Source organism: Aeromonas simiae (genome assembly GCF_014892695.1).
GTDB classification, from domain to species: domain Bacteria; phylum Pseudomonadota; class Gammaproteobacteria; order Enterobacterales; family Aeromonadaceae; genus Aeromonas; species Aeromonas simiae.
The window spans coordinates 225,786-242,500 of the sequence record NZ_CP040449.1; the positions used below are offsets into that span (position 1 = coordinate 225,786).

Genomic DNA, 16,715 nt, shown 5'->3' on the forward strand with positions numbered 1-16,715 from the left:
GACGCCAAGGGCAGAATCCAGGAACAATCCCCCAAATAGGAGGCGTAATGACAATATTTTGTATTGTTGCCTGTTTTTCATTCAACGGCTGGGGCTGACTTCACTTTCCTTCCCTTTGCGCCGCTACTCCTTGCGCCAGCGCCTGGCCATGGCGCGGGCTGCCTCCAACACCGTTTCCTTGGCCGGATTGGGGCGCTTGCCGCCTCGCCAGGCCATCATCACATCCCAGTGATCCTGGGGCAGATCCACCACATCCAGTTGCACCAGTCGTCCCAGTTCAAGATCCCGCTCGACTGCTAATGCCGGCATCAAGGTGATGAAGCCGTGCTCCAGCGCCAGCTCGCGCGCCGCCCCCGCCGGCTGGATGGCATGCAGTGGGCTGGTGGGTTGGCGCAGGCGCCGCAACTGTTGGATGAAGGCATCGCACCCCGGCCCCCACTGCTGCGGGGCCAGCCGCTGGTTAGCGATATCGTGCAGAGTGAGCCCCTGCTGGCCGGCCAGCGCATGCAGCGGGGAGGCAACGGCGATGATGGGGGCGCGGCACAGCAGCTCCATCTGTAGGCCGGCGACCGGCGGACATTTGAGCACGAAGCCAATGTCGGTCTCCCCGGCCAGCAGCTCCTGCATGATGACGCCGGAGTGATCGGTGTTGCAGCGGATCTCGAAGGCACTGTCGACCAGCGTCATCAGCAGTGGGCTGAACACCACAGAGGTGAGGGAGGGGAGGCTGGCCAAGTGCACCCGAGGCAGAGCGGGGGCCCCCTGAATGGCGAGGCGCCCCTCGGCGATGGCGGCCAGCGCATGGCCGGCGGCGGGCAGAAACTGCTGGCAGGCCGGGGTGGGGGTGGCGCCGCGACGGTGACGCTGAAACAGTGGCGCCCCCAGTTGTTGTTCTAGCTGGGCGATGCGCTGGCTGACCATGGGTTGTGACCAGCCACGGATGGCCGCCGCCTGGCTGAAGCTCCCTAACTGGGCCACATCGAGCAGTAGTTGCAGGTCATCGAGATCAAGAGACATAACAAAACCCAATATTAAATATAGATAGTTGTCGTCTACCACTATATCTGATGCCACCGCACAATGACTTCCTGAGTGTGTGAGAGGTGGTCATGGTCGATAAGGCAAGGTATTGGGGGCGCTGGTTTTTGGCACTGGACACCACGCTGGTGATCCTCGGGTTCTTTGTGGTGATGCCGATGATCAGCCTGCGTTTTGTGGATCAACTGGGTTGGGCCGCCGGTCTGGTGGGGCTGGCGCTCGGACTGCGCCAGTTGACCCAGCAGGGGCTCGGCATTTTCGGCGGGTCGCTTGCCGATCGCTTCGGGGCCCGCCCGCTCATCGTCGCTGGAATGTTGCTGCGGGCGGCCGGGTTTGCCTCGCTGGCCTGGGCCGACAGCGGCGCCATGCTGATCTTCTCCTGTTTTCTCTCCGGATTGGGGGGATGCCTATTCGATCCGCCGCGCGCCGCGTTGGTCATCAAGTTCACCCGTCCCCATCAGCGTGGTCGCTTTATCTCACTGCTGATGATGCTTGAGAGTGCCGGCGCCGTGCTGGGGGCGCTGCTCGGCAGTTGGCTGCTGCGCTTTGACTTCACCTACGTCTGCCTGCTTGGGGCGGCGCTCTTCATGTTGGCGGCGCTGTGCAACGCCGTGTTGCTGCCGGCCTATCGCCTCTCGGTCAAGCCGACGCCGATGTGGGAGGGGCTCGGCCAAGTGCTGGCCGACCGCGCCTTCTGCCGGTTGGTGCTGGTGCTGAGTGGCTACTACATGCTGTGGGTTCAGGTGATGCTGATCTTCCCGATCTTGGTCAAGCAGATGGCGGGGACCACGACGGCGGTGGGCTGGATGTATTGCCTTGAGACCGCCCTCTCGCTGGCGCTGCTCTACCCGATAGCGCGCTTCAGTGAGCGGCGTTTTCGGCTGGAGAATCGTCTGATGGCCGGAGTGCTGATGATGACCATCGGCATCGGGCTGGTGGCGTTTGCCCATACCCTGCCAGGGGTGTTTGCCCTGTTGGCCTGCTTTTATCTTGGCATCATCATCTGCGAGCCGGCTCGCGAGACCCTGATGACCAAGCTGGCTCATCCGGCCGCCCGTGGCAGTTATATGGGATTTAGCCGGTTGGGGCTGGCCATCGGGGGGATGACGGGGTACGTGGGGGGCGGCTCGCTCTACGATGTAGCCCTGGCGCAGGGGCAGCCGGATCTGCCTTGGTTGGTGCTCGGCACCATCGGTATCGCGACCATGCTGCTGCTGGCGCGTTGTTTTGTTCGCCGCCCCGAGTTGAGCATCCGCGCGCTGGCCTGAGCTTGGCCCATAAAAAAATGCCGACCCTTGGGTCGGCATTTTTGTTGCGATTGGCAGATTAGATCATCATGCCGCCAAAGAAGAAGCCCAGCGCCACGGCGATGGCGATGGTGGCCACACCCGGGACGAAGAAGGGGTGGTTGAACACCGCCTTGCCGATACGGGTGGAGCCGGTGTCGTCCATCTCGACCGCGGCCAGCAGGGTCGGGTAGGTCGGCAGTACGAACAGGGCGCTTACGGCGGCGAAGGAGGCGATGGCGGTCAGCGGGCTGACACCCAGTGCCAGGGCGGCCGGCATCAGTGCCTTGGTGGTGGCGCCTTGGGAGTAGAGCAGCATGGCAGCGAAGAACAGCACCACGGCCAGCAGCCAGGAGTACTGGTTCAGCAGGTCGCCGGCGATGAGCTGGATGGTGTCCATGTTGCCCTTCACGAAGACGTTGCCGAGCCAGGCCACACCCAGTACGCAGATACAGGCGGACATACCGGACTTGAAGGTCGGCATGTTGGTCACCTGGGTCACGTCCAGTTTGCAGAGCAGGGTCATGATGGTGGCCGCGGCCAGCATGATGCCCATGATGGCGCCGTCGCGGGGGATCGGCGGGTTGGTGATGAGGCCCACTTTACCGGAGATGGCGGTGGCATAGGCCATGACCGCGACGATGGCGGCAATGAAGATCCAGACCGACAGCTTGGCGTAGGGTTTGATCTCGAGCTGGGTGCTACCGCGCAGCTTGATCAGGCCCTTGGCCTTGCGCTCCAGGTAGACTTCATCTTGCTCCAGCGGCTTGCCCAGCATGTTGGCAACAAAGGCTCCCAGGATACAGGCGATGAAGGTGGAGGGGATGCAGATGGCCAGCAGGGTCAGATAGTCCACACCAAACGGCTCAAGCATGCCGGAGAAGGCCACGACGGCCGCCGAGATCGGCGAGGCGGTGATGGCGATCTGGGAGGCGACGACCGCGATGGAGAGCGGACGGGACGGACGGATGCCCTGCTCCTTGGCCACTTCGGCGATCACCGGCAGGGTGGAGAAGGCGGTGTGGCCGGTACCGGCCAGCATGGTCATCAGGTAGGTGACCACGGGGGCGGCGAAGGTGATGTATTTGGGGTTCTTGCGCAGGGCTTTTTCAGCCAGGTGCACCAGATAGTCCATCCCGCCAGCCAACTGCATGCAGGCGATGGCGCAGATGACGGACGCGATGATCATGATCACGTCCCAGGGGATGTAGCTGACCAGTTGGTCACCCGGGATCTGCACCCCGAGGCCCCAGGTCAGCACCAGTACCCCTAAACCACCGGCAAAACCGATCCCTATGCTACCTATCCGGGCGCCCAGATAGATCGCTGCGAGCACGACCAGTAACTCAATGCCAATCATAGTGTTAACTCCATTTTTTGATTTTTTAGTGTACTAACTCAAAAAGCCGTTTTCCGACTGTGCTGTAGCAGAGACATTCGGAAAACGGCTCTCAAGGGGTGGGCATCAGCCCACCCCTTCAAGCAATTTAGGCGGTTTCGCGGGTATAGCGCTTGGCCTTGTACTGCGGGTTCATCAGGTTGTCGATAGAGAGGATCTCGTCGAGCTGTTCCGGGGTCAGCAGACCGCGCTCGAGGACAACCTCACGCACGTTCTTGCCGGTCTGGGCACAGATTTTACCGACGATGTCCCCTTCGTGGTGACCGATGAAGGGGTTCAGGTAGGTCACGATACCGATGGAGTTCAGCACGTGATTGCGGCAGATTTCCGGGTTGGCGGTGATGCCTTCCACGCACTTCTCGCGCAGGGAGATGCACGCCTTCTCCATCAGGCTCAGGGATTCGAACATGGCCTGGCCGATCACCGGCTCCATGACGTTCAGTTGCAGCTGACCGGCTTCGGCGGCGAAGGTGATGGTCACGTCGTTACCGAAGACCTTGAAGCAGGCCTGGTTGACCACTTCCGGGATAACCGGGTTGACCTTGGCCGGCATGATGGAGGAACCCGCCTGCATTTCCGGCAGGTTGATCTCTTTGAGCGCGGTACGCGGGCCGGAGGAGAGCAGACGCAGATCGTTACAGATCTTGGAGAGCTTCATGGCCAGACGCTTGATGGCGCCGTGCAGCATGACATAGGCGCCGCAGTCGGAGGTGGCTTCGATCAGATCTTCAGCCGGCACATAGGCACGACCGGTGATCTCGGCCAGGCGACGAATGGCCAGGGCAGAGTACTCGGGCGGGGTGTTCAGGCCGGTACCGATGGCGGTGGCGCCCAGGTTCACTTCCAGCAGCAGCTCTTGGCAGCGCTTGATGGACTTGATCTCTTCACGCAGGGTGACGGCGAAGGCGTGGAACTCCTGGCCCAGAGTCATGGGCACGGCATCCTGCAGCTGGGTACGGCCCATCTTCAGCACGCTCTTGAATTCGGAGGCCTTGGCATCGAAGGCGGCGATCAGGGTTTCCAGTGCGGCCAGGGTGACGTCGGTGCTGTTGACCACGGCAACGCGGAAACCGGTCGGGTAGGCGTCGTTGGTCGACTGGCACTTGTTGACGTGGTCATTGGGGTTGACCACGTCATAGCGGCCCTTCTCCAGACCCATCAGCTCGAGGGCGATGTTGGCCAGCACTTCGTTGGTGTTCATGTTGACGGAGGTACCGGCGCCGCCCTGGAAGACGTCGATCGGGAATTGATCAAAGCATTTGCCGGTGTTGAGCATGACGTCGCAGGCTTCGACGATCTTGTCGGCGATGTCCGGACGGATGGTGCCCAGTTCGCCGTTGGCGAGGGCTGCGGCCTTTTTGGTGAGAACCATGCCGCGGACAAATTCAGGGACGTCGGAGATTTTCTGAGAGCTGATCTTGAAGTTCTCGATGGCACGCTGAGTGTGCACGCCATAGTAAAAATCATTGGATACTTCTTTGGTGCCCAGCAGGTCTTCCTCAATGCGGACGTTTTTGATGTCGCTCATTGTTTTGCCTCAGAAATGAAACGGATTGAACATTCCTCACCGTGTGATTGCGTGTTCCTTGCGCAGAGAATCGTCCTGAAGCATTACACATAGTGTGGGAGAGTGGGTAAAACCCCAACAGCTGAAGGGGATGTTATCTCATTGGGGGTAACTCTAATCAGACTTGGATCACTAAATTTGATGATTCACGACAAAATTTAAGCATCCTCAAATTTTTATTTGCCTGTTATACAAAAGCTTATCTTTCGCATCACCCGCTTGCACCATAAATTGTGGCGCTTCGGCGCAATGGATGAAACGGTGGCGCTTGAAAAGCGTTCCATCCCCCCCCCATATTGGTGATAAGAGCGGGGGGTTACCCCACCATCCATTATTGAGGTCTTCATGGGAAAATTGTTGCTCGGGCTGGTTGGGCTGGCCCTGTTAGAGATGGTGGTGCTCATCAAGGTGGGCTCCGTCATCGGCGCCCTACCGACCGTGGCGCTGGTGATTTTGACCGCGTTGGTGGGCTCCTCGCTGGTGCGCAGCCAGGGGTTGCGCACCTTGATGGAGGCCCAGCACAAGATGCAATTGGGTGAACTACCGGGGCGGGAGGTAATGAGTGGCATGATGCTGGCCCTAGCGGGGCTGCTGCTGATTATCCCCGGCTTTGTCACCGATATCGTGGCGGTGTTGCTGCTGCAACCGGCGCTGCGTAACCGCCTTGCCGACAAGCTGATGGGATCAGGCCATTTCACGGTTCGTGGTGGCCCCTTCGATGGCCCGACGGGCCAGCGGCCTTCCGATGGGCACACCATCGAGGGGGAGTATGAGCGTAAGGATTGAGATGAAACTTGCCCTCATCGCCATAAAAAGCGGAGCCACAGGCTCCGCTTTTTATTATGGGCAGCGGCGCCGGCACAGTGGCTCGAAGCGGGTGAGGGCATAGAGATAGGCCAGGATGCCGACGGCTAGGTTGGCCAGCAGTATGCCGGTATAGATGCCACCTAGTCCCCCGAGCTTGGCACCGATCCAGGCGGCCGGCAGCAGGAAGCCGAACAGGCGCAGGCTGTTGAACAGCAAGGAGATGGCTGAGGCCCGCACGCCGTTGAGGGCCGAGGCCAGCAACATGACCAGCGCCTGGCAGCCATAACCGAGCGGAACCAGCGAAAGATAGAGAGTGATGGCCCCTATCACAGCGGGGTTGCGGCTAAAGAGCGGGCCTATGTAGGGCGCGAGCAGCCAGAGCATGGCGTAGAGCAGGAGCTGGAACACGATGGCAAAGCGCATCGCCAGCATCAATGCGGCGCGCGCCCGCAGTGGGTGGCCAGCGCCGGTGTTTTGTGAAACGAAAGGGGCCAGCACGGAGGAGAGCGCCATCATGACGATGAGCAGCAGGGCTTCGACTCGCGATGCAGCGCCGTAGGCCGCCACCGCCTCCGTTCCCAGGCCGGCGAAAAGCACCATCAACAGGGCATTGGCGAGCGGGTTGAGCATATTGGTGAAAGCCGCAGGTAGCGCCACATGCAGCATGGCTTGCCAGTGGAGCAAAAGTTGTGGTTTTGCCGAGAGTTGCAAGCGCAGCAACTGTTCACGGCGATAGAGAATGTGCAGGCTCCCCAGGGTTGCCATCAGCCAGGAAAGGGAGCTGGCGATGGCAGCCCCCTTGATACCTAAGGCCGGCAGTGGCCCCCAGCCGAAGATAAGCAGGGGATCGAGCAGGCCGTTGAGCAGCCCCGCCATGGCCATGATCAGACTGGGGGTTCTGGTATCCCCGGTGGCGCGCATGGCCGCGTTGCCGACCATGGGCAGTACCAGCAGGGGCATGGTCAGGTACCAGATCGCCATGTAGTCGTGGATGAGGGCGATCAGGGGGCCGCTGGCGCCGAGCAGACGAAACAGTGGGGTGATGGTGAGCGCCCCGAGAGGGGCCAACACGACAATCAGCAGCACGGCGAGAAACAGCGCATCGGTGGTGAAGCGGGCTGCCTCTTCATGGCGCCCCTGACCGAGGGTGTGCCCCAATACGGCGGAGAGACCGGCCCCCAGTCCCATGGCCAGTGAGGTGATCACGAAGGTGACGGGAAAGGTAAAGCTCACCGCCGCCAGCGCGTCGGTGCCGAGCATGCCGATGAAGAAGGTATCGATCAGATTGAAGGCGTGGATCGCCACAATCCCCAGCAGCATGGGGCCGGTCAGACGGGCCAGCAGGGTGGGGATGGGGGCATGGTGGAGTGGATTGGGTGAGTGCAAGGTTGGTGTTGGGCGATGCCGGGGCTCGATAAACAAGATTTCATGGTACGTGAAAAAATTTTTTTTGTATCTGCCCTTGAAGGGGCGGCTTGTGCCCCCACATCTGGAAACATCAAAGAGTTGGCCAGGAATGGCCAGTATCACCAAACAAAGAAGACTCATTTTGGGAGAGTTATCGATGAAAATTCGTCCACTGCACGACCGCGTCATCATCAAGCGCATCGAAGCCGAAGCCAAATCTGCTGGCGGCATTGTCTTGACTGGTACTGCGGCCCAGAAGTCCACCCGTGGTGAAGTTCTGGCCGTGGGCACTGGTCGAATTCTGGATAACGGTGAGGTTAAGGCTTTGGCCGTTAAGGTGGGTGACAAGGTCATCTTCAACGAGGGTTATGGCGTCAAGACCGAGAAGTTGGATGGTCAGGACGTGCTGATCCTGTCTGAGACCGACATCCTGGCGATTGTCGAAGAGTAATTTCACCCCTGTCCCGAATTCATTGATAAGGATTGAACAAGATGGCTGCAAAAGACGTTAAATTTGGCAACGAAGCCCGTATCAAGATGCTGGAAGGCGTCAACATCCTGGCCGATGCCGTTAAAGTGACGCTGGGCCCGAAAGGCCGTAACGTGGTGCTGGATAAGTCCTTCGGTGCCCCGACCATCACCAAGGATGGCGTCTCTGTTGCTCGTGAGATCGAGCTGGAAGACAAGTTCCAGAACATGGGCGCCCAGATGGTGAAGGAAGTGGCCTCCAAGGCGAACGACGCCGCCGGTGACGGTACCACCACCGCGACTGTACTGGCTCAGGCCATCGTCAACGAAGGCCTGAAGGCAGTCGCCGCCGGCATGAACCCGATGGATCTGAAGCGCGGTATCGACAAGGCCGTTGTGGCCGCCGTTGCCGAGCTGCAAACCCTGTCCCAGCCCTGTGCCGACAACAATGCCATCGCTCAGGTGGGCACCATCTCCGCTAACTCCGACGAGAAAGTGGGCAAGCTGATTGCAGAAGCCATGGACAAGGTCGGTCGTGACGGCGTCATCACCGTCGAAGATGGTCAAGGCCTGGACGACGAACTGGCTGTGGTAGAAGGCATGCAGTTCGACCGCGGCTACCTCTCTCCGTACTTCGTCAACAAGCCGGAAACCGGCTCTGTCGAGCTGGATGATCCCTTCATCCTGCTGGTCGACAAGAAGGTCTCCAACATCCGCGAAATGCTGCCGGTACTGGAAGGCGTTGCCAAAGCAGGCAAGCCGCTGCTGATCGTTGCCGAAGACGTGGAAGGCGAAGCCTTGGCGACCCTGGTGGTCAACACCATGCGTGGCATCGTCAAGGTTGCTGCCGTCAAGGCGCCGGGCTTTGGTGACCGTCGCAAGGCCATGCTGCAAGATATCGCCATCCTGACTGGCGGTACCGTCATCTCCGAAGAAGTGGGCATGGAGCTGGAGAAGGCGGCACTGGAAGATCTGGGCCGCGCCAAGCGCATCGTCATCACCAAAGAGAACACCACCATCATCGATGGTGTCGGTGATGCCGCCCTGATCCAGAGCCGTGTGGCTCAGATCCGTCAGCAGATCGAAGAGACTTCCTCCGACTACGATCGCGAGAAGCTGCAAGAGCGCGTGGCCAAGCTGGCCGGCGGTGTTGCGGTGATCAAGGTGGGCGCTGCCACCGAAGTCGAGATGAAAGAGAAGAAAGCCCGCGTCGATGACGCCCTGCACGCGACCCGCGCTGCGGTAGAAGAAGGTGTGGTTGCCGGTGGTGGCGTGGCGCTGGTTCGCGTTGCGGCCAAGCTGGCCGGCCTGCGTGGCGACAACGAAGATCAGAACGTGGGTATCAAGGTTGCTCTGCGTGCCATGGAAGCCCCGCTGCGTCAGATCGTCATCAACGCCGGTGAAGAAGCCTCTGTGATTGCCAATGCGGTGAAGAGCGGCGAAGGCAACTACGGCTACAACGCTTACTCCGAGCAGTATGGCGACATGCTGGAGATGGGCATCCTGGATCCGACCAAGGTGACCCGCTCTGCCCTGCAATTTGCCTCCTCCATCGCCGGTCTGATGATCACCACCGAGTGCATGGTGACCGACCTGCCGAAGAAGGATGCGCCGGCCATGCCGGACATGGGTGGCATGGGTGGTATGGGCGGCATGATGTAGTGCGACGAGAGTCGCGTAGGTAGCTAACCGAGCGGGCTACGTCCATAGTGACCACTAACTTTTTACAGTGGTGGTCACTACCCTCCCGCCGAAATAGCATTTGAGAAAACCCGATATTCGGGCTTGTTCCAGGCCCGAATATCGGTCTCCACTACGTGGAGTCCGATTTCAGGTATGGGCGAAAGCCTGTATCCCCGCGCAAGCGTACGATACACGTTGAAGTTGCCTCTCTGTGAGGCAGCGAGGTAACGGGAATACTCGTGTCTATCAAAAGCTTGAGCACCTGCCGGTGCGAAGCTGTGTCTGATGATTGTTCCACGGTAGCCCTTGATGGTCGTAGCCATCGCTGTCTGTCCGAGCGGAACCTGTTGTGCAACCAACAGTAGCCTAGGGGTAGTGCGTCACCGGTAACGGTGGGGTGCGAAGCTTCCTGACAATGTACTCCCCGCTAGGGGCCGATGTGACCGCGAGGTCGCCCGGCGATTTCACCAGTAGCAGGTGAATGAGAGGCTAGGCTGGGTCATATGGTCAACATTATGTGAACTGCTAACAAGCACCGTCAGCCGCAATGAGCGCAAGCTACTGACGCGCTCTGACCAAAAGGTACAAGGCTGGCTATCCCTCTTACATCTGGGGATACGTTGCCATCACGCCTTCGGTGTACTGGCAGGACCTAAGTGACTCGTGTCATCGGCACGGAACTTGGAAAACCCGTATCTTTGCCCCGCTTTGACGGGGCAGGCAATCCGCAAGGAGAGCTGTCGAGGGTGCGGGTATAGGAGGTTGGAAAAAGCGAAGGCCACCCTGTAATGGGGTGGATAGGGGGTTAAAGGTTCCTCCACCGGAAACGGGGCCCACTTCCAACTGGTCTTTAATCGTGTGAAGGCGTGTAAAGCGCCCACAGTGAGATGAAAGTGGGCGAAACGGTGACAGCCGTTTTCGCCCGAACCCTTGCGGGAGCAGACATCACTCCCGCAAGGGGATGATCCGTCTGTTACCTGCTCGGGGCTTTCTCAACAAAGCACTGAGGAGAGTAGCAAGATGAGTACAGCAACAACAGTACCTGCATTCTCCGGCCCACCGCAGAGCTGGCATACCATCGACTGGTATCGAGTGACGCGGCAGGTTCGGGGGCTACAGGTACGGATCGCGAAGGCGACTAAAGAGCGGCGCTGGCGCAAGGTAAAAGCCTTGCAACGGATGCTGACTCGCTCGTTTGCAGCCAAGGCATTGGCAGTGAAACGAGTCACCGAAAACCGGGGCAAGAAAACGCCTGGTGTAGACAGGGAGTTGTGGAGTACTCCAGAAGCCAAATGGCGAGCAATAGGCAGGCTGACGCGCACGGGCTACCGGCCCAAGCCGTTACGTCGGGTCTACATCGGCGTTGTTTCCCAAATCGATGCAGCTTGAATGGAACTAACAGAGGACTTGGTGATCTGATCACCACCATCCTCTTCAAGTCTGCATTATGGGCAAGTCGCTTCACCCCATCACCAATTGGCCTAAATACAACAAGTCTTTGATTAACCGAGGTTCACTCACCTTCTGGGTTGATGCCGAAGTCATGAACAACTGGCTCTACCACGACCATCATGGGCGGCGGGGCCGCAGCCAGCTTTACACTGACCAGACCATCTGTACCTTCCTGATGCTCAAGGGAATTTTCAACCTCACTCTGCGGGCTACTCAGGGACTATTCGACTCCCTGTTCGAGTTGATGAATGTGCCGTTGTGCGCACCGGACTATAGCTGTGTCAGCAAGCGGGCCCGCACGGTGACCGTGACCTATCGGCAGCCCAGCAAGGGGCGCATCACCGACCTGGTTATCGACTCGACTGGCCTGAAGGTGTTTGGCGAAGGCGAGTGGAAGGTTAGAAAACATGGCGCTGAGAAGCGGCGAGTGTGGCGCAAGTTGCATCTGGCGGTAGACCCGGTGAGCCACGATATCGTGGCGGCGGAAGTCTCGCTGGAAAATGTCCATGATGCTGAGGTGTTGCCCACCTTGCTTAACCCTCTGCGGCGTAAGCTGGGGCGTGTTTATGCAGATGGCGCCTATGACAGCAAGGCCAGCCATCAGCTTATCTCGCGCAAAGGGGCGATAGCCTGTATCCCGCCTCGCAAGAGTGCGGGGCTCTGGAAAAAGGGGCATCCAAGAAATGAGGCTGTGCTGGTGATGCGCAAGGAAGGGTTGGCGCACTGGAAGAAGATATCGGGGTATCACCGTCGCTCGCTGGCAGAGACGGCGATGTACCGGTTCAAACAGTTGCTGACGGGGAAAATCAGTCTGCGTAACTACAACGGTCAAGTGGGAGAGGTCATGGCCTACGTGTGTGCGATGAACAAACTGAATACCCTTGGCCTACCTGTCAGAAAGCCCCGAGTGTAGCGCTCACCCTGGGCTGGGAACGTCATGACTTGCTGGCTGATTTGGGAAACAACGCCGTCTACATCCCCAAGGCCAACGGTAAACGTCGTCCTTTGGGGATACCGACCATGCTGGATCGGGCGATGCAGGCACTTTACCTGCTGGCACTCGAACCTGTGTCGGAGACTACCGCAGATCGCAACAGCTATGGCTTTCGCCCCATGCGCTCGACGGCAGATGCGATTGAGCAGTGCTTCGTCAATCTCAGCCGGGGTAACTCGGCCGAGTGGGTGTTGGAGGGTGATATCAAGGGGTGCTTTGACAACATCAGCCACGACTGGTTACTTGCCAACATACCGTTGGATAAACAGGTGCTCGGAAAGTGGCTGAAGGCGGGATTCATGGAGTCCAACCGTCTGTTCCCGACTGAGGCAGGAACTCCGCAAGGGGGGATCATCTCACCGGTGTTGGCCAATCTGGCGCTGGATGGACTGGAGGCGGTGCTCGAAGCTCATTTTGGGCGCAAGAACACCAAAGCCAGCTATAAGACCAAGGTCAACTATGTGCGCTACGCCGATGACTTCATCATCACCGGTATCTCGAAAGAGCTGCTGGAAGATGAGATCAAACCCCTGGTCGAGGCCTTTATGGCAGAACGGGGGCTGGCGCTGTCACCGGAGAAAACGGTGATCACGCACATCACGGACGGTTTCGATTTTCTGGGGCAAAACCTGCGTAAGTATCACGGCAAGATGTTGATCAAGCCGAGTAAGAAGAACTTGCGTACACACCTCCAGAAGATTCGAGCAATCGTCAGAGGCAATCTGATGGTCAAGCAGGACGTGTTGATCCGGTTGCTCAACCCGGTTATTCGGGGTTGGGCCAACTACCACCGTCATGTGGTTGCCAAAGAGAGCTTTGGCTATGTGGACTACCGGGTCTGGAAACTACTCTGGCGCTGGTGCTGTCGCAGGCACCAGAACCGCAATAAACGCTGGGTGAAGGAGAAATACTTTCATTCGGTGGGCGGTGAGCACTGGGTATTCCAGAGTTTCGATGCCGAGGGCAAGCCAGTTCGGCTGCTCAAGAGCAAAGAGACCCCGATCAAGCGGCACATCAAGATCAGGGCGGAGGCCAATCCCTTCGATCGTAGCGACGAGCTGTATTTCGAACAGAGGCAAATCAAGCTCTGGAAGGAGAACAAACTACAGCAAGGCAAACTGCGGTTGATCTGGGAGCGCCAAAACCACAGGTGTCCGATCTGCGGCCAGATGTTCAAAGATGATGAGGATTGGGATATCCACCACATCATCCGGAAGACAGAGGGCGGCGGGGACGAGGCCGAGAACTTGATGATGTTGCACCCGAACTGCCACCGGCAGGTGCATAATTTGCCGAGATGAACACAGGACCGGGTCAACATGCATGGTCAAACACATATTAGCGTTCAGTCTGCTATATTTGGCTGAGAGATATGGTGTCGTATGTGTCCTTGTTGCTCGACAACCCGAACGGAGGCTCGATGATTACAGAAGAGCACGCCCAGATACTTAAGATGCTTGCTGATGGCTCACTGGCCGATGGGGTGGATGAATCTCCCGAGTTCAACATAGACGCATTCGCGGAATTACTCAGCGCAGGTCTGGCTGAGGCTAAGGATGCAAGTGCTGACACGGGGAGGTGCTACCTCAGTCCCAAGATTACACTCGAGGGACGACAAGCCATGATCGACTATCACGAGCAAAAGAAAGGGTGGTGGCAAAAGCTAACTGGGTGGAAACAGGTATATCGTGAACTCGTTATCCTCGTTGGACTCGTCGCAGCTGCTGTCTCCATATGGGTTGCCATAAAGTAATCTCAAGTCTCATCTATGTCGCTGGTCCATGCCATGGTATGGACTTATAAAGGCTTGAGCCGTATGCGGGGAAACTTGCACGTACGGTTCTTAGGGGGCGGGGGAACAGCAATGTGCTCCTGCTACCCGACAGCCTCTCTACCCGCACTCTCAAAAAGGGCCCGTCAGGGCCCTTTTTTTGTGGACGGTTTTCCCTCCGGGGGACCTGTGCGGGAGGGGGGGCGATAAAGTCATCATGAAGTCAGCATGCCGGCCGATAATGGTGTTGGACAGGAGGTAAACCATGGAAATATCCGGATCCGTCTCTGCCAGCTATGGCCAGGAAGTGATGGTCGCGAGCCTTGCGAAGAAGCAGCAGGAGCAACAAGGCCAGGCTGCCCTGGCGTTGCTGGAATCGGCTGCGCAGTCTGCACCGGCGCCGCAGCCTTCCAGCAGTGGTACGCTCGGCAGCCACATCAATATCAAGGTGTGATGTGATTAAAAAAAGCCTCGGCATTAGCCGAGGCTTTTTCATGGGTCGTGTTCAGAGCGGGAAAGGGGCTGGCGCCTCGAAGGCGATACGCTCGCCACTGCGTGGATGGCTTATCTCAAGGCGAGCCGCGTGCAGATAGAGGTGCGGGGCCGCCGCCAATGCCTGCGGGTGGGCGTAGAGATTGTCCCCCAGTATGGGATGACCCAGCTCCAGCATGTGTACCCGTAACTGGTGCGAGCGTCCGGTGATGGGGGTCAGCTTCACGAGTGTGTTGCCATGCTCTACTTTCAGCTTCTGCCAGAGGGTGAGTGCGTTGCGCCCCTCTTCAAAATCCACCTTCTGCCGGGGGCGGTTGGGCCAGTCGACGCACAGGGGCAGGTCGACCTGACCACTCTCCTCACTCATTTCACCCCATACCCAGGCCAGATAGTGCTTGTCGGTTTCACGCTCGCGAAACTGGCGGCTTAACTCCCGGTGGGCGTTGGGGGTGAGCGGTACGACGATGACCCCGCTGGTCGCCATGTCGAGACGATGGGCCGCTGCCGCTCGTGGAAACCCCTCCTGCTGCACGCGCCACAGCACACTGTCTTCATACGCGGCGCCACGGCCGGGCACGCTCAGCAGGCCGGTGGGTTTGTTAACCACCATGATGTCGCGATCCTGATACAAGATCTCGAGCCAGGGCTCCTTGGGCGGGTTGTAGTCGATCATCTCTCTCGCTCTGTCTGTTACTGGTGGGTGACCACGATGAAGCGGATGGCGTCCAGCTTGAGCTGGGTCTGGTCAATCAGATGGAGCAATTCTGCCTCCAAGTCGGCCACATAGGCCAGCTCGCTGTCACGCACGTTCGGGTTGACCGCCTTGAGCTCGGTCAAACGGGCCAGCTCCTGCTGCAAGGTATGACTCATGCGGGTGCGGGCGTCGTCGGTGATCTTGACCTTGAGGGTCTCTGCAATCTCCTGACCCTTGCCGATGAGACCGTGGATCAGCGGCTGGGAGGTGGTCACCAGCTTGCTGCCCAGGTGGCGGTTGACCGGTGTGAGCTGACGGTTAAAGGTTTCGAAAGGCACCTTTTCACCCAGGTTATTCCCGTTTTTGTCCAGCAGCAGGCGGATCGGCGTCGGCGGCATGAAGCGATAGAGCTGGGGATGGCTAGCCGATTCGGCCACAAACACCAGCTCGAGCAGAGTGGAGCCGACCGGTAACGCCTTGTTCTTCAGCAGTGCCACCGAGGTTGAGCCAATCTCGGAGCCCAGGATCAGGTCAATGCCACCGCGCAGCATGGGGTGATCCCAAGAGACAAACGCCATGTCGTCACGAGAGAGCGCCGTCTCGCGGTCGAAGGTGACCGTCATGCCGTCCTGGGGCAGGCCCGGGAAACTGGGGACCAACATATGATCTCCCGGGGTGAGAACCAGAGCATTCTCGCCACGATCGTCCTGATTGATGCCGATTTCGTCGAACATATTGAGGGCGAAGGCCACCATGGCGGTGTCATCATCCTCGGCCGCCAGCAGCTCGACCAGCGCATTGGCCTTGTCACCGCCACTGGAATGGATCTCGAGCAGGCGATCCCGGCCTGATTCCAACCTGGCCTTGAGCGGCTCGTGGATGGCGCGAGTACGCTCGAGCAAGGCATCGAGCGCGTCGTCGGCGCTGTCATTGGCCGCGAGCAGGGTGAACAGCTCCTCGCGCACCTCTTCGAAAATCGGACGGGCGGTTGGACAGGTCTGCTCGAAGGCATCGAGACCGGCGTGATACCAGCGCAGCAGGGCGCGTTGGGAGGTGCCTTCCAGATAGGGGACGTGGAGTTCTACCGTATTGCGCTGGCCGATACGATCCAGTCGGCCGATGCGCTGCTCCAGCAGATCCGGGTTCAGCGGCAGATCGAACAGCACCAGATGGCTGGCAAACTGGAAGTTACGCCCTTCCGAGCCGATTTCGGAGCAGAGTAGTACTTGGGCCCCCCCTTCAACTTGCGCAAAGTAGGCGGCAGCCTTGTCGCGTTCGATGAGGGACATGCCTTCATGGAAGACGGCGGCGCGGATCCCCTCACGGGTACGAACGGCCTCTTCCAGCGCGATGGCGGTGGCCGCTTCGGAGCAAATCACCAGTACCTTCTGTTGGCGAGCCGAGAGCAGCAGCTCCAGCAGCCAGTCGACACGGGGGTCGAATTGAGTCCAGCTGGCGTTGTCGCCTTCGAACTGCTGGAAGATCTTTTCGGGATAGAGATAGCGCAGGGCGCGTGTTTGCAAGTCGCCGCTGTTGCTGCCCATCATGCCCATCACTTTGATGGCGGTCTTGTATTGTTCTGGCAGCGCCATGGGATAGACGTTGAGGTGGCGCTCCGGGAACCCTTGGATGTTGGCGCGGCTGTTACGAAACAGCA

Annotated in this window: 15 protein-coding genes (1 of these 15 only partly in view); 9 read left to right on the top strand and 6 right to left on the bottom strand. The window is 59.0% G+C overall.

The genetic code is table 11. From position 1 onward, the window contains the following. Nucleotides 1-123: 123 nt before the first annotated feature. Complete coding sequence (locus FE240_RS01030; protein WP_193003041.1) at nt 124-1,017, bottom strand: LysR family transcriptional regulator; 894 nt, start codon at nt 1,015-1,017, stop codon at nt 124-126. Nucleotides 1,018-1,109: 92 nt separating this feature from the next. Between FE240_RS01030 and mdtH the strand changes: the two genes are divergently transcribed. Then, entirely contained in the window at nt 1,110-2,306 is a 1,197-nt protein-coding gene (gene mdtH / locus FE240_RS01035; RefSeq protein ID WP_193003042.1) for a multidrug efflux MFS transporter MdtH, read from the top strand. Nucleotides 2,307-2,364: 58 nt separating this feature from the next. Here mdtH and FE240_RS01040 read toward each other — a convergent pair whose 3' ends face one another. Both FE240_RS01040 and aspA read right to left on the bottom strand, forming a co-directional pair. Continuing rightward, nucleotides 2,365-3,684 carry an anaerobic C4-dicarboxylate transporter gene (locus FE240_RS01040; RefSeq protein WP_193003043.1) on the bottom strand — a complete coding sequence of 440 codons (1,320 nt, stop codon included), beginning with the start codon at nt 3,682-3,684 and terminating at the stop codon, nt 2,365-2,367. Between the two features lie 127 nt (nt 3,685-3,811). Beyond that, nucleotides 3,812-5,251, bottom strand: coding sequence for an aspartate ammonia-lyase (gene aspA / locus FE240_RS01045; protein ID WP_193003044.1), 1,440 nt, complete (start codon nt 5,249-5,251; stop codon nt 3,812-3,814). Between the two features lie 384 nt (nt 5,252-5,635). On the opposite strand from aspA, the gene FE240_RS01050 reads away from it, so the two are divergent. Next, nucleotides 5,636-6,076, top strand: coding sequence for an FxsA family protein (locus FE240_RS01050; protein WP_193003045.1), 441 nt, complete (start codon nt 5,636-5,638; stop codon nt 6,074-6,076). A gap of 54 nt (nt 6,077-6,130) precedes the next feature. On the opposite strand, the gene FE240_RS01055 is transcribed toward FE240_RS01050, so the two are convergent. Further along, entirely contained in the window at nt 6,131-7,417 is a 1,287-nt protein-coding gene (locus tag FE240_RS01055; protein WP_404800069.1) for an MATE family efflux transporter, read from the bottom strand. Between the two features lie 244 nt (nt 7,418-7,661). Here FE240_RS01055 and FE240_RS01060 point away from each other — a divergent pair, with 244 nt between their 5' ends. From FE240_RS01060 to FE240_RS01090, 7 genes are all read left to right on the top strand, one after another. After that, nucleotides 7,662-7,955 carry a co-chaperone GroES gene (locus FE240_RS01060; protein ID WP_005340573.1) on the top strand — a complete coding sequence of 98 codons (294 nt, stop codon included), beginning with the start codon at nt 7,662-7,664 and terminating at the stop codon, nt 7,953-7,955. A gap of 41 nt (nt 7,956-7,996) precedes the next feature. Further along, on the top strand, nt 7,997-9,634 hold the full coding sequence (gene groL / locus FE240_RS01065) for a chaperonin GroEL (RefSeq protein WP_042048850.1): 1,638 nt from the start codon (nt 7,997-7,999) through the stop codon (nt 9,632-9,634). A 1,041-nt stretch (nt 9,635-10,675) separates the two neighbouring features. After that, nucleotides 10,676-11,044, top strand: a complete 369-nt coding sequence (locus tag FE240_RS01070; protein ID WP_226798926.1) for a reverse transcriptase N-terminal domain-containing protein — start codon at nt 10,676-10,678, stop codon at nt 11,042-11,044. A 58-nt stretch (nt 11,045-11,102) separates the two neighbouring features. Then, complete coding sequence (locus FE240_RS01075) at nt 11,103-12,020, top strand: IS5 family transposase (RefSeq protein ID WP_193000518.1); 918 nt, start codon at nt 11,103-11,105, stop codon at nt 12,018-12,020. 29 nt (nt 12,021-12,049) lie between these two features. After that, nucleotides 12,050-13,402, top strand: coding sequence for a group II intron reverse transcriptase/maturase (gene ltrA, locus FE240_RS01080; RefSeq protein WP_226798928.1), 1,353 nt, complete (start codon nt 12,050-12,052; stop codon nt 13,400-13,402). Between the two features lie 83 nt (nt 13,403-13,485). Then, the gene (locus FE240_RS01085; protein ID WP_193003047.1) at nt 13,486-13,854 is read left to right on the top strand and encodes a hypothetical protein; all 369 of its coding nucleotides are present in this window, start codon (nt 13,486-13,488) and stop codon (nt 13,852-13,854) included. A gap of 283 nt (nt 13,855-14,137) precedes the next feature. Beyond that, nucleotides 14,138-14,326: a hypothetical protein gene (locus FE240_RS01090; protein ID WP_193003048.1), complete on the top strand. Its 189-nt coding sequence runs from the start codon at nt 14,138-14,140 to the stop codon at nt 14,324-14,326. 51 nt (nt 14,327-14,377) lie between these two features. Here FE240_RS01090 and rluA read toward each other — a convergent pair whose 3' ends face one another. Further along, nucleotides 14,378-15,037 carry a bifunctional tRNA pseudouridine(32) synthase/23S rRNA pseudouridine(746) synthase RluA gene (rluA, locus tag FE240_RS01095; RefSeq protein WP_193003049.1) on the bottom strand — a complete coding sequence of 220 codons (660 nt, stop codon included), beginning with the start codon at nt 15,035-15,037 and terminating at the stop codon, nt 14,378-14,380. A 17-nt stretch (nt 15,038-15,054) separates the two neighbouring features. Continuing rightward, a protein-coding gene (gene rapA, locus FE240_RS01100; RefSeq protein ID WP_193003050.1) for an RNA polymerase-associated protein RapA crosses the window boundary here: on the bottom strand, nt 15,055-16,715 show its 3' portion. 1,207 nt of this gene lie beyond the right edge of the window; only the last 1,661 of its 2,868 coding nucleotides appear in the window; its start codon lies off the right edge, out of view; the stop codon is at nt 15,055-15,057.